This window comes from Chryseobacterium taichungense (assembly GCF_900109935.1).
GTDB lineage: Bacteria > Bacteroidota > Bacteroidia > Flavobacteriales > Weeksellaceae > Chryseobacterium > Chryseobacterium taichungense.
This window is the reverse complement of sequence record NZ_FOBV01000007.1, coordinates 32,012-44,490: the sequence shown is the minus strand read 5'-3', so window position 1 is coordinate 44,490 and position 12,479 is coordinate 32,012. Positions and strand designations below refer to the sequence as shown.

Annotated in this window: 13 protein-coding genes; 7 read left to right on the top strand and 6 right to left on the bottom strand. The window is 35.6% G+C overall.

Annotated features, from left to right (window positions below; translation table 11 throughout):
• The first annotated feature begins 110 nt into the window (after positions 1-110).
• The 3 genes from rpsF to rplI all read left to right on the top strand — a co-directional run bounded on the left by rpsF (position 111) and on the right by rplI (position 1,444).
• Positions 111-452: a 30S ribosomal protein S6 gene (gene rpsF, locus BMW64_RS14980; protein ID WP_090000770.1), complete on the top strand. Its 342-nt coding sequence runs from the start codon at positions 111-113 to the stop codon at positions 450-452.
• Between the two features lie 31 nt (positions 453-483).
• A complete protein-coding gene (rpsR, locus tag BMW64_RS14975) occupies positions 484-786 on the top strand; it encodes a 30S ribosomal protein S18 (protein ID WP_002979091.1) in 303 nt (100 codons plus the stop codon).
• A 157-nt stretch (positions 787-943) separates the two neighbouring features.
• Complete coding sequence (gene rplI / locus BMW64_RS14970; RefSeq protein WP_090000769.1) at positions 944-1,444, top strand: 50S ribosomal protein L9; 501 nt, start codon at positions 944-946, stop codon at positions 1,442-1,444.
• A gap of 94 nt (positions 1,445-1,538) precedes the next feature.
• On the opposite strand, the gene BMW64_RS14965 is transcribed toward rplI, so the two are convergent.
• Complete coding sequence (locus BMW64_RS14965; protein ID WP_090000768.1) at positions 1,539-2,108, bottom strand: thioredoxin family protein; 570 nt, start codon at positions 2,106-2,108, stop codon at positions 1,539-1,541.
• 79 nt (positions 2,109-2,187) lie between these two features.
• Between BMW64_RS14965 and BMW64_RS14960 the strand changes: the two genes are divergently transcribed.
• Genes BMW64_RS14960 through BMW64_RS14945 form a run of 4 tightly spaced genes read left to right on the top strand, consistent with a single transcriptional unit; the run spans position 2,188 to position 5,214 of the window.
• Entirely contained in the window at positions 2,188-3,075 is an 888-nt protein-coding gene (locus BMW64_RS14960) for a lysophospholipid acyltransferase family protein (protein ID WP_090000767.1), read from the top strand.
• A 3-nt stretch (positions 3,076-3,078) separates the two neighbouring features.
• Complete coding sequence (locus BMW64_RS14955) at positions 3,079-4,047, top strand: glycosyltransferase family 2 protein (RefSeq protein WP_090000766.1); 969 nt, start codon at positions 3,079-3,081, stop codon at positions 4,045-4,047.
• Positions 4,047-4,655, top strand: a complete 609-nt coding sequence (locus tag BMW64_RS14950) for a hypothetical protein (RefSeq protein WP_090000765.1) — start codon at positions 4,047-4,049, stop codon at positions 4,653-4,655. Before BMW64_RS14955 ends, BMW64_RS14950 begins: the two co-directional genes overlap by 1 nt.
• 4 nt (positions 4,656-4,659) lie before the next feature.
• Entirely contained in the window at positions 4,660-5,214 is a 555-nt protein-coding gene (locus BMW64_RS14945) for a 3'-5' exonuclease (protein ID WP_090000764.1), read from the top strand.
• Here BMW64_RS14945 and apaG read toward each other — a convergent pair whose 3' ends face one another.
• The 5 genes from apaG to BMW64_RS14920 all read right to left on the bottom strand — a co-directional run bounded on the left by apaG (position 5,215) and on the right by BMW64_RS14920 (position 12,461).
• A complete protein-coding gene (apaG, locus tag BMW64_RS14940; protein ID WP_090000763.1) occupies positions 5,215-5,604 on the bottom strand; it encodes a Co2+/Mg2+ efflux protein ApaG in 390 nt (129 codons plus the stop codon).
• Between the two features lie 80 nt (positions 5,605-5,684).
• Positions 5,685-6,944 carry a 2-oxoglutarate dehydrogenase complex dihydrolipoyllysine-residue succinyltransferase gene (gene odhB / locus BMW64_RS14935; protein WP_090000762.1) on the bottom strand — a complete coding sequence of 420 codons (1,260 nt, stop codon included), beginning with the start codon at positions 6,942-6,944 and terminating at the stop codon, positions 5,685-5,687.
• A gap of 105 nt (positions 6,945-7,049) precedes the next feature.
• Complete coding sequence (locus BMW64_RS14930) at positions 7,050-9,866, bottom strand: 2-oxoglutarate dehydrogenase E1 component (protein WP_090000761.1); 2,817 nt, start codon at positions 9,864-9,866, stop codon at positions 7,050-7,052.
• A gap of 123 nt (positions 9,867-9,989) precedes the next feature.
• Positions 9,990-11,030: an SRPBCC domain-containing protein gene (locus BMW64_RS14925; protein ID WP_090000760.1), complete on the bottom strand. Its 1,041-nt coding sequence runs from the start codon at positions 11,028-11,030 to the stop codon at positions 9,990-9,992.
• A 162-nt stretch (positions 11,031-11,192) separates the two neighbouring features.
• Positions 11,193-12,461 carry a glucose-1-phosphate adenylyltransferase gene (locus tag BMW64_RS14920; protein WP_090000759.1) on the bottom strand — a complete coding sequence of 423 codons (1,269 nt, stop codon included), beginning with the start codon at positions 12,459-12,461 and terminating at the stop codon, positions 11,193-11,195.
• Between the last annotated feature and the right edge of the window lie 18 nt (positions 12,462-12,479).

The following is a 12,479-nucleotide window of genomic DNA, read 5'->3' as shown; positions in this document are numbered from 1 at the left end:
ATCCTTCACATATTTACCAATAATATTCATTAACTTCCCCAAACGTTTGCATATTACAAATAATTTAAATACTTTTGCACCTCGAAATAATTAACAAATTTATTTACATTATGAACAATTACGAAACTGTTTTCATTTTAACTCCCGTTCTATCTGATGCACAGGTGGAGGAAGCAGTGAACAAGTATGTAGATCTTATCAAAGAAAAGAACTGCGAAATCGTTGCTAAAGAAAACTGGGGATTAAAAAAATTAGCTTACCCGATCCAATTGAAAAAGAATGGATTCTACACTTTAATTGAATTTAAAGGTGAAGGTTCTGTAGTTGCTGATTTAGAATTAGCATTCAAGCGTGACGAGAGAGTAATCCGTTACCTGACTACAAAACTAGACAAACACGCTGTTGACTACGCGATAACAAGAAGAGCAAAAGTAAAAGCAGCTAAAGCTTAATTATTAACCCTATTTTTTAAAAAGACAACACATGGCAATAGACGAAATGGCTAAACAAGCCTCAGCTGGAGGAGAATCAGAAGTAAAATTCCTTACTCCGCTTGACATCAATACAAAATCTGAAAAGAAATATTGTAGATTCAAAAAATACGGAATTAAGCACGTTGACTATAAAGATGCTGATTTCTTATTACAGTTCGTAAACGAACAAGGTAAAATCTTACCAAGAAGATACACTGGAACTTCTTTAAAATACCAAAGAAAAGTTTCTGCTGCTATCAAAAGAGCAAGACACCTTGCGTTACTACCATACGTAGCGGACTTATTGAAATAAAAAAAATTGCAATTAGCCATTAGCGTTAGCTTTTGGCTTTTTGTTGCTGAATAAATAATTAATTCTAACTTGATTTTAGATTTCAGATCTCAGACAAAAGACATTAAGTCTAATTTCTAATATCTCATTTCTAACATCTAAAAAAAGGACAACAACAATGGACATTATCCTAAAAAAAGACGTAGAAAACTTAGGTCTTGAATTCGACACAGTAAGTGTAAAGCCTGGTTATGCAAGAAACTTCCTTATCCCTCAGGGATATGCGCTTTTAGCTACACCAAAAAACAAAGCAGCTCTTGAAGCTACTTTAGAAGCTAGAAAAGAAGAAGAAGCTAAATTAATCGCTGCTGCAAACGCTGTCGTTGATCAATTGAAGAAAACTTCTATCACTATTCCTGCAAAAGTAGGTTCTGGTGATAAATTATTCGGATCTATCAACAATGCAGATCTTTCTGCTGCTCTTGAAAAAGCTGGTGTTTCTGTAGAGAAAAAATACATCAAAATCCCAGGAAATACAATCAAGAGAACTGGTAAAGTAACTGCTAACATCAGATTACACAGAAATGTAGAATACAATTTCGAATTCGATATTGTATCTGATGCTCCGGTAGAAGCTGCTCCTGCTAAAAAGGAAGAAGCTAAATCTGAAGAAGCTTAATTTATAAGACTTTTACAAAATACAAACCACTTCAAATTGAAGTGGTTTTTGTTTTTACTCAATAAATAACGAGAATAAATCCCAATTTAAGTTTTTATGACTTTGGAGCCCATTGCTTAAAAAACTCTTTTGTTTTCTCAAGACTGTACCCCTTTCCTTCTTCCAATACGTCGCTTTGCTGAACATGGATCATCTTACCATTTTTATCTAGAATAATGAACACAGGATACCCGAATTTGTCTCCAGGATTACCATATTTGGCAAAAATCTTTTCATTCTTATTTTCAGGCGAATAATTTAAGTGGTAATACTCGTAATTTGCATCAACGAGCTTCTTCAGCTCCGGTGTCGTTTGTACAAACTGGTTGAATCTCAAGCACCAGATACACCAGTTTCCACCAGCCTGGATCATTATATTCTTTTTCTCTTTTTTTGCTTTAACAATAAGATTCTGAATATCTTTTTCAGCATCAGCTTTCGGATCATACGGCTTCGGTAATTTTGCCTTTTCTTCTGCTGCTTTCTTTTTTGCGTCCAATTCTGAATGATCAGTTTGTACCAATAATGTTTTATCAGTATTCACTTTATCGTCGGCCGGCTTTATATTTTGAGAAAAAGCAAAAACGCTTAATCCCAGAAAACCTATTAATGATAACTTTTTCATAATATAAAATTAAAAAAATAATACTATTTGCAAGCAAAAATACAACCATATTTTTATTATCCGTAAATTTGCCTGTTTTATGAATTTTTTAATCAAAATATTATACTTAATTTCTAAGCTGCCGCTGAAAATCTTATATCTCTTTTCGGATATAATGTTTTTTCTGAACTGCTATATTGTGGGCTATCGTAAAAATGTTATTACAAAGAATTTAAAGAATTCATTTCCTGAAAAATCAGATGAGGAAATTGATAAAATAAGAAAGAAGTTCTACCGCAATTTTTCAGATTATCTGGTTGAAACCATCAAATCCTTCAGTATCTCAGAAACCGAGTCAAGGGTAAGAATGCAGCACATCAATCAGGAAGTTTTTCATGAGGCAAAAGAGGAAGGGAAAAATATTATATTGCTCGCCGGACATGTTTTTAATTGGGAATGGATCAATGCACTGGCAACTATAATTCCCCAGGATCACTGCCATCCTGTATACAGAAAGGTAAACAGTGATTTTTGGGAAAACCAGATGAAAAATGTACGCAACAAGTTCGGGAATGAGGCTCTGGAAGCTAAAGAAGTTATTTTAAATATCGTACGATCTAAAAATGACGGAAGTTCCGCCTACATGTTTGTTGCCGACCAGACGCCACATTTTGCACATATCACATACGGATTAAATTTCCTGAATCAAAGAACGCCTGTATTTACCGGCTACGACCGATTGGCGACAAAAATGGATCTTGCATTCATTTATTGTGAAATGAAAAAAGTAAAGCGTGGATTTTACCAGGTTAATTATCACAGAATCTATCCTGACGGAGAAAAATTTGTAGAGCATGAAGTGGTAAAAAAATTCCATAAATTGTTGGAAAATACAATTCATAAACGTCCAGATAATTATCTTTGGTCGCACAGAAAGTGGAAATATCAGGATTCCATCAAAAACTTTGATTCTGAAAAAATTGAGTAATAAATGCCGAAAAAATTAGCTGTCGTTATATTAAACTGGAACGGAAAATCCTGGCTTGAAAAATTTCTTCCAGGGATAGTAAGGTTTTCCCAGCAATCTAATATTTATGTGATCGATAATCTTTCTACAGATGATTCCATTGATTTTTTACAGAATAATTTCCCTGAAGTGAAAGTTATTAAAAATGATAAAAATTACGGTTTTGCGGGTGGTTATAATGAAGGATTAAAACATATTCAAAGTGAAATATATTGTTTGCTCAATTCTGATGTGGAAGTCACCGAACATTGGCTAGAACCAGTACTGACTCTGTTTGAAAGAAATCCTGAAATATCAGCAATCCAGCCAAAAATTTTGTCTTATGACAGAAAGAATTATTTTGAGTTTGCAGGTGCTGCGGGTGGTTTAATTGATAATTTAGGATACCCGTATTGCAGAGGGAGAATTTTTGATGATATCGAAGAAGATCATGGGCAATACAATGATGAAACGGAGATTTTTTGGGCCTCTGGATGTTGTCTGTTTATAAGATCAAAAGATTTCTGGGAGCAAGAAGGCTTTGATGAAAGATTTTTTGCTCATCAGGAAGAGATTGATCTTTGCTGGAGATTAATTAATTCCGGAAAAAAGATTTTTTATACAGGAAAATCAACAATTTATCATGTGGGTGGCGGAACATTAAATAAACAAAGTGCAAAGAAAACTTTCCTGAATATGCGGAATAATCTTTCTATGCTCTTAAAAAATATGCCCTTTCCAAATATGATTGCCGTTATATTTGCCAGACTCGTTCTTGACGGATTGGCTGCTGTATATTTTGGCTACAAATATGGAATATCACATTTCTGGGCTGTAGGAAAAGCACATTTTGCTTTTTACACTCAAATTCCGGGGACATGGAAAAGACGTCAGAAGTACCAAAAACATAATTTTTATCAATCAAAATGGTTGATTTTTAAACATTTTTTATAATGAAAACAACTCCAATATCGCTGCTGTTATTTTTGCTCATTTTCCAGTATTCATTTTCGCAAAAAAATGCGTGGTCTGCAATTGATAAAAGCTACAGTTACCGTATAATAACAGAAAAAGGTTCAGAAAATATAAAAGATTCGGACGTCGTAAATATTGAAATTTATTCGTTCCGTGATCTTGTGGATAATATTGACCTGGAAAAAGAAAAGCCTGTATCTAAAAAGGTTATGTCATTAAATGATATTACTGAAAAGATTGATCGTAAAAGAAAAGTAAGCTTTAAAAAAGGTTCCGTTTATCTGGTAAGACTTCAGGAGGGAATTCATGGAGGAAGATTTCGTATAGAAATAAATAAAAATGCTGACAAAAATACTGTTGAAAATATTAGTAAATATATCAGCGAAAAAGTGACGCACGGAAGTATCCTTACAGAAACAATTGATACCCCTGAAAGAAAGAATATCATTAAAAGTTTCATTATTACCATTACTGATAACGATCATTTTGATGTTAATACTTTAAAAGATAAATTTAAAGATGTAATTATCAATATCACAAAAGTGGCGACCAACAGAAATACAACATTTTTCAAAATAACAACGTAGCATTATGGATTTTTGTGCAATAGATTTTGAAACGGCTACTCACGAGCGAAATTCCGCATGTGAGTTGGGCGTATGTATTGTACAGAATTCTAAGATTGTAGAAACAAAGACGTGGCTTATCAAACCGCCAAGTTTTCCTTATTTTAGCCCTTTTAATGTAGATGTTCACGGAATTTTGCCTGACGATGTAAAAGATGCTCCAACATTTGACGAAATCTGGTATGAAGTGGAAGAAATGATGTACGGCACTTTAATGATTGCTCACAATGCAGGTTTTGATGCCGGAGTTTTGCGAGGATGCCTTAATCACTATGGAATGTTTACGCCGAAACTTAATTATTTGTGCAGTATTCAACTGGCAAAAAAATCATGGAACTATTTACCGAGATATGGATTAAAAAATTTGGCAGAATACCATCAGTTAAACTTTAATCATCACAGAGCAGGCGATGATGCAGAGGTTTGCGCTAAAATATCCTTATTAGCTTTTGAAAAACTGTTTCTTACAACAAATGAAGAAATTGCAGACTATATGAAACCTAAGATCAAAAAGCTTTAATTAGTTGCTTAAAACTTCCGATAATAAATTAAATTTAGGAATATCAATTTCAAAATTTTCCTGAGTTTCCATGTTTCTCACGAGGTATTTTCCGCTCATATTTCCTACTCCGGAACGTAACATCACATTTGAAAAATACGCGAAATTTTCATTAATGGAAATTTCAGGAGTAAGCCCGATTACTCCATCTCCGATAATTTCTGTGTAACCAAATCCCACATCAAAAATAAGCCATTTTCGTTTAAGGATTTTTATAGGAAAATTTCCGTCATTTTCGATCGTTATATTGTATTTGAAAACGTACCTGTTTTCAGACGGATAACTGTTTTTGCTATCATATTCAGGTATTACTGAAACTTTGATATTAGAGGTCATTTTTGAAAACATCATCTTGGTATTTTCTAAAAATATACAAAAATCTCGCCTTTTTGGGGCGAGATTAAAATTTATACTATAATTCTTTTCTAAGATTATAAGCCTAAGCCTTTTCTTTCGTCACCATTCATTAAAATACCTACCGGATTGTCGATGGCTTCTTTTACAGCAACCAGGAACCCTACAGATTCTTTTCCGTCGATAATTCTATGGTCATAAGACATTGCTACATACATCATCGGACGAATTACCACCTGCCCGTCAACCGCTACCGGTCTCTGGATGATATTGTGCATTCCTAAGATCGCAGATTGAGGAGGGTTGATGATCGGGGTAGACATCATAGACCCGAAAGTACCACCATTTGTAATAGTAAATGTACCACCTGTCATTTCGTCAACAGTAATTTTCCCGTCTCTTACTTTTGTAGCTAAATCTTTAATATTTGCTTCAACGCTTGCAAAAGACATATTTTCAGCATTTCTCAACACAGGAACCATTAATCCTTTAGGGCCTGAAACCGCAATTGAAATATCACAGAAATCATAGTTTACTTTGAAATCACCGTCGATCGATGCATTTACATCCGGATACATCTGTAATGCTCTGGTAACCGCTTTGGTGAAGAAAGACATGAAACCAAGCCCTACACCGTGTTTCTGAGCAAATTCTTCTTTATATTGTTTTCTCAGTCTAAAGATTTCGGACATGTCAACCTCGTTGAAAGTCGTTAACATCGCTGTTTCATTTTTTACAGAAACCAATCTCTGTGCGATTTTTCTTCTAAGAACTGAAAGTTTTGTTGTTGTCGTAGATCTTGAACCGGTAGCAGTAACCGGGTTTCCTCCTAATGCTGGAACAGCCGCCAATTCTGCGTCAGATTTTGTGATTCTTCCATCTCTTCCGCTTCCTGAAACCTGTCCGGCATCAATACCTTTTTCGTCAAGGATCTTTTTAGCTGCAGGAGAAGGAGCACCTGTTGCATACGTTTGAGTCGCAGCAGCTGGCTGAGCGGCAGGTTTTGGAGCCTCTTGTTTAGTCGGTTCAGCCGCTTTCGGAGCTTCTTCCTGTTTTGGAGCCTCAGCAGCAGGAGCCGAGTTTCCTAAAGGTTTTGCAGCATCCATATCGATTAAACAAACCACTTGTCCTACCTGTACTACATCACCTTCTTCAGCTTTTAAAGTGATAACACCACTTTGTTCAGCAGGCAATTCAAGAGTCGCTTTATCTGAATCTACTTCAGCGATTGGTTGATCTTTTTCTACATAATCACCATCTTTTACAAGCCAAGTTGCAATTTCAACTTCCGTAATTGATTCGCCCGGTGAAGGAACTTTCATTTCTAAAACTGACATATCGTATTTTTTATTTTTTTAATTTTTAATTTTTTGGACTTTAAGAAAATGGATAAAAGAATAAAGAATCATTTCTAACTTCTAATATCTAACTTCTATTTAAATTTAAGCGGTTACCGGTCTTTTTGCCGGAGCATCATCTCTGTCGAATACTCTGTTGATTACTCCATTTTGATTTTTTTCAAACATTTTGTGACTTCCCGGAGCCGGAGCACCACTTGGAACAGGAGCAATTACCTGAATTCCTGTATCTCTGAAGTTTCTTAAGATGTAAGACCATGCACCCATATTTTCAGGTTCTTCCTGAGCCCAAACGATCTCTTTTTTATTTTCATATTTACTGAAGATTGCTTCGATCGCATCTGTCTGAAGAGGATATAACTGCTCAAATCTTACCAAGGCAATGTTTTCAGCATTTAATTCTTCTTTTTTAGCCAATAATTCGAAATACAATTTACCTGAACAAAGCACTAATTTTTCAATTTTCTTAGGATCTGCAGCCGGATCATCTAAGATTGGCTGGAAGCTTCCTGTTGCAAAATCTTCCAAAGGAGAAACCACTTTTGGATGTCTTAATAGTGATTTCGGGCTCATAACAATCAAAGGTTTTCTGAATGACCATTTCAATTGTCTTCTTAATAAATGGAAATAGTTTGCCGGAGAGGTAATGTTTGCCACGACCATATTTTCATTAGCACAAAGTGTTAAGAATCTCTCGAGTCTTGCGGAAGAGTGCTCTGCCCCTTGTCCTTCTGAACCGTGAGGTAATAACATTACCAGCCCGTCCTGAATTTTCCATTTTTCTTCTGCAGCTGCCAGATATTGATCTACAATAATTTGAGCTCCGTTTACGAAATCTCCGAATTGAGCTTCCCAAATCGTCAATGTATTAGGAGAAGCCATAGCATATCCATAATCGAATCCAAGAACACCATATTCTGAAAGGTGAGAATTGTAAACATCAAATCTATTTTCTGAAACGTGTCTTAGCGGGATGTATTCTTCTTCAGTATCTTCAGTTTTCACAACGGCATGTCGGTGTGAGAAAGTCCCTCTTTCTACGTCCTCACCTGAAATTCTTACATTATGACCTTCTACTAAAAGCGTTGCATAAGCGAGCCATTCTCCAAGAGCCCAGTCTAATGAGTTTCCTTCAATCGCTTTAATTCTGTTTTCGAAAAGTCTTGTGATTTTATTTAAAAACTTCTTATCAGCAGGAAGAGTAGACATTTTAATCGCCAGCTCCTTCAGCTTTTCCAGATCATATTTTGTATCAACAGGTTCCTGAACAGCACCTCTTTTACCAATCGGATAATTGGTCCAGTCATCTGCCATAAATACATCCATTACATTTTTTTCAATTTCTTTGGATGCATCAAAATCTTTATCCAACAACGCCTTGAATTCAGTTTCCATTTTAGCGATAACATCGTTTGAAGTTACACTATCTTTTAACAACTGATCTTTATAAATTTCTCTTGGATTCGGATGTTTTGAGATGATTTTATAAAGGTTAGGCTGCGTGAATCTTGGCTCATCACCTTCATTATGACCGTACTTTCTGTACCCCAACAAATCGATGTATACGTCTTTACCGAACTTCGATCTGAAATCAGCTGCGAAATGAATCGCGTGTACAACCGCTTCCGCATCATCAGCATTTACGTGCATTACAGGAGATTCCGTAACTTTTGCGATGTCTGTACAATAGGTAGAAGATCTCGCGTCCATATAGTTCGTTGTGAAGGAAACCTGGTTATTTACCACAATATGAACTGTTCCTCCAGTTCTGTATCCTTCCAAAGTCATCATCTGAGCTACCTCATAAGCAATACCCTGTCCTGCAATAGCACCGTCACCGTGGATAACGATCGGCAAAATTTTAGAATAATCTCCTTTGTATTTATCATCCACTTTTGCACGGCAGATTCCTTCTACAAGGGCGGCTACCGTTTCAAGGTGAGACGGGTTGGGTGTTAAATTGATCGAAACTTCCTCACCGGAAGCCGTCTTGATTTTTTTTGATGATCCCAGGTGGTATTTAACGTCTCCTGAGAATACGTCTTCTTCAAATTCTTTTCCTTCAAATTCCGAGAAGATCTGCTTATATGATTTCCCGAAAATATTGGTCAGCACATTCAGCCTTCCTCTGTGGGCCATTCCTAAAACCACTTCATCCACGCCTAATTGGGAAGATCTTGTGATCAATTGGTCCAACGCAGGAATAAGGGTTTCCCCTCCTTCCAGGGAGAATCTTTTCTGCCCGACAAATTTTGTATGAAGATAATTTTCAAACGCTACGGCCTGATTTAATTTTAATAAAATTTCAGTTTTTTCGTTCGCTGAAAGACTTGGATGGTTTTCATTAACCTGAAGCCATTGCTTGATAAAGTCTTTTTCTTCAACGTTGTTGATGTGCATATACTCTACCCCGATAGAATCACAGTAGATATTTTCCAAATGCGTGATCAGTTCCTGTAATGTTGCAGGACCTTTCATTCCGGTTTCAACCGCACAGTTGAATTTTGTGTTCAGATCTGATTTATCCAAACCGAAATTTTCGATATCTAAAGTCGGAGTATAATGTCTTCTTTCTCTTACAGGATTGGTTTTTGTAAACAGATGACCTCTCGTTCTATACGCTTCGATAAGGTTTACCACCTTAAATTCTTTCTTTATGTGTTCAGGAACCTCTCCGTTTGATGCGGCCTGAGCAGCCTGCTGTACTACAGGAGCTGAAACTGCCGGAGCCTGGGTATATTGAATATTATCATCGTCTCCGTAATTCTCTAATGCAAAATCAAAACCTTGAAAAAAGGCCTTCCATGATGGTTCTAAAGAGTCGGGAAATTTTAAGTACTGTTGGTATAAATCCTCAATTAATTGAGAATGAGCTGCGTTTAGGAATGAAAATCTGTCCATTATTACAGTTTATCTGTTATTAAAATTTGTTTATAGAATTAAACCCCAAATTTAATAAAAAAAACCGACTTGGAACAGCCCGCAACTATTAAAAAAACTATAAAAGAAATAATTATTTTGAATTTACTTAAATACTGATAATGAGAGTTTCATATTGACATCCTGATCTTCCGTAGGGCGCTCTATAAAGGTCTGTCTGATATCCCCGAAACGCATTTCGTCCTTTTTAGCTTTCTGAATAAGTTGCTGGATTGCTTTTATTCTTCCTGCATAATTTCCTTTGTAATACATGACGTAATTCTGTGTAGGGCTTTGTGTCCTGAAACTGAAATTATTATCGGTAAGTCCAAACTTTTTAGATAATGGAATTCCAAGAAAATAAGACACTTCTTTATCTTTATAATTGTCGGCATCCGTGATCAGAACCGGAAATCCGAATTCATCGTCTTTTTTGCCTAAATCCATTGTTGTATAATTATAAATTTTATTATAATTCATCACAATATTTTTGTAAAGAGCATCCTTCTTGTTTGAAGTACTCACGTTGATACCTAATAAAAGTTTTTCTTCTTCATTTTCAACCATTAAACTGTCGTATTTTATCGCAGCCATCTGATTGTCTTTCTCCACTTTATTTCCTAAGACATTGTTGAGATTACCCATACTCTTGTCGATATTTTCTGCAAATCTGTCTTCCGTCCAGAAATTTTCAACACGTCTTAAAACGGATAATTTTGGGGTATGTACAATCCAGGTAATTTTTGTTTTCTCGGGTGCAACAGCTTTAAATTTAACATCAACTAAGGTCGGGCTTTCGTTTCTATCCTCAAAAAGCTGGTATCTGAGCGTTTTATTAGGGTTTTCATAGCGAAGAAACATTTCGCCGTCCGTATCGTTTTTAGGATCTGTATAACTGATAGAACTTCCCTGCCCTTCATAGGGCGTATAATAATCAATATCAATAGATTTGGAGCTTGTAAAGAAATTATTCCAACGGGTAAAATTCTGCAGGTTATTAAATTGACTGAAAACTTTTTCCACAGGATAATTAATTTCCTTTTCTATTTTAAAATCTTTGCTTTCATCCACAAAATAATACATAGAAGCTGCATAAGCTCCAATCAGCAAAATGATAAATACGGCTATAATTTTAAAAAAACGCATCGTACAAATGTATAGAAAATAACAAAAGTGACCAATATGATGATCACTCTGTTTTGATTTTATTTTTAACGGATGAAAGATGAAGAAATTGATATAGAAAGATGATTTGTGAATATCTTACATGTTATCAATTCCTTTTTTTCCAACTCTAACACTCAGCTCTTACCCAATATGAGTTCCCGGCGCAAGAACAGCTCCTTTTTTCACCACAATAATGCCATCCTGAACGGAATAAGTCCCGTAATCACCGTCGCTAAGATGTTTTCCTCCGATGATGCGTACATTATCCCCGATGTAGCAGTTTTTATCTAAAATTGTTTTTTCAATGTAACAGTATTTTCCGATTCCCATATTAGGTTGGCCTTTTTTATCATTCATAACAATTTCTGCCGTATCCTGATAGAAATCTGATCCCATGACATAAGAATTCACAATAGTACTTCCCTTATCAATTCTGGTTCTATTTCCGATTACCGAATTTTCAATTTTGTCAGCCATAATAATACATCCGTCACCAAAAACCGCTTTACTCACATAAGAACCGTTGATTTTTGATGGTGGCAGCATTCTCGCTCTGGTATAAATTGGAGAAGAAGAAAAAAGATTAAACTGCGGAAAATCCTGACAAAGATCGATATTTGCTTCAAAAAAAGATTCGATGGTACCAATGTCTGTCCAGTATCCTTCATATTGATAGCTAAGGGTTGTATATTTTCCGATGGAATTAGGGATAATATCTTTTCCGAAATCATCTCCTGCGCCTTCATCAAACATTTTTTTCAGAATACTTTTGGTAAAAATATAAATTCCCATTGAAGCAAGATATTCTTTACCAGCATTCTTATTTTCTTCAGAAACTTCAGACTGTAAACCATCCAGCATATCATATCCCGGTTTTTCAACGAAAGAGGTAATATTTCCTTCATCATCCGAACTTAAAATTCCGAAACCTGTTGCATCTTTGGCATTTACAGGAATTGTAGCAATAGTAACATCACCACCTTTTTGAATGTGGAAATCCAACATTTCCCTGAAATCCATCTGGTAAAGCTGGTCTCCCGAAAGAATTAAGATATAATCATAATCATATTTTTCCAGGTGCTTCATCGACTGACGTACTGCGTCAGCCGTTCCCTGATACCAGTTTTCATTTTCAACGTTCTGTTCTGCAGCCAGAATATCTACAAATCCTTTGCTGAAAATATCAAAGTGATAAGAGTTTTTAATGTGTGAATTTAAAGAAGCTGAATTAAACTGTGTTAAGACAAGAATTTTATTTAATCCTGAATTCAGACAGTTTGAGATAGGAATGTCTACCAATCTGTATTTCCCTGCAATGGGTACGGCAGGTTTAGATCTTGAGTATGTGAGCGGGAACAGCCTCGTTCCCCTACCTCCTCCTAAAACAATGGAAATTACATTGCGTTTCATAAATTATATTGCGTTTTT

Coding starts and splice junctions, on each gene's coding strand:
- BMW64_RS14965 (WP_090000768.1), bottom strand. CDS start 2,108: ATGAAAAAGTTATCATTAATAGGTTTTCTGGGATTAAGCGTTTTTGCT.
- BMW64_RS14960 (WP_090000767.1), top strand. CDS start 2,188: ATGAATTTTTTAATCAAAATATTATACTTAATTTCTAAGCTGCCGCTG.
- rplI (WP_090000769.1), top strand. CDS start 944: ATGGACATTATCCTAAAAAAAGACGTAGAAAACTTAGGTCTTGAATTC.
- odhB (WP_090000762.1), bottom strand. CDS start 6,944: ATGTCAGTTTTAGAAATGAAAGTTCCTTCACCGGGCGAATCAATTACG.
- apaG (WP_090000763.1), bottom strand. CDS start 5,604: ATGATGTTTTCAAAAATGACCTCTAATATCAAAGTTTCAGTAATACCT.
- BMW64_RS14955 (WP_090000766.1), top strand. CDS start 3,079: ATGCCGAAAAAATTAGCTGTCGTTATATTAAACTGGAACGGAAAATCC.
- rpsF (WP_090000770.1), top strand. CDS start 111: ATGAACAATTACGAAACTGTTTTCATTTTAACTCCCGTTCTATCTGAT.
- BMW64_RS14925 (WP_090000760.1), bottom strand. CDS start 11,030: ATGCGTTTTTTTAAAATTATAGCCGTATTTATCATTTTGCTGATTGGA.
- BMW64_RS14945 (WP_090000764.1), top strand. CDS start 4,660: ATGGATTTTTGTGCAATAGATTTTGAAACGGCTACTCACGAGCGAAAT.
- BMW64_RS14920 (WP_090000759.1), bottom strand. CDS start 12,461: ATGAAACGCAATGTAATTTCCATTGTTTTAGGAGGAGGTAGGGGAACG.
- BMW64_RS14950 (WP_090000765.1), top strand. CDS start 4,047: ATGAAAACAACTCCAATATCGCTGCTGTTATTTTTGCTCATTTTCCAG.
- BMW64_RS14930 (WP_090000761.1), bottom strand. CDS start 9,866: ATGGACAGATTTTCATTCCTAAACGCAGCTCATTCTCAATTAATTGAG.
- rpsR (WP_002979091.1), top strand. CDS start 484: ATGGCAATAGACGAAATGGCTAAACAAGCCTCAGCTGGAGGAGAATCA.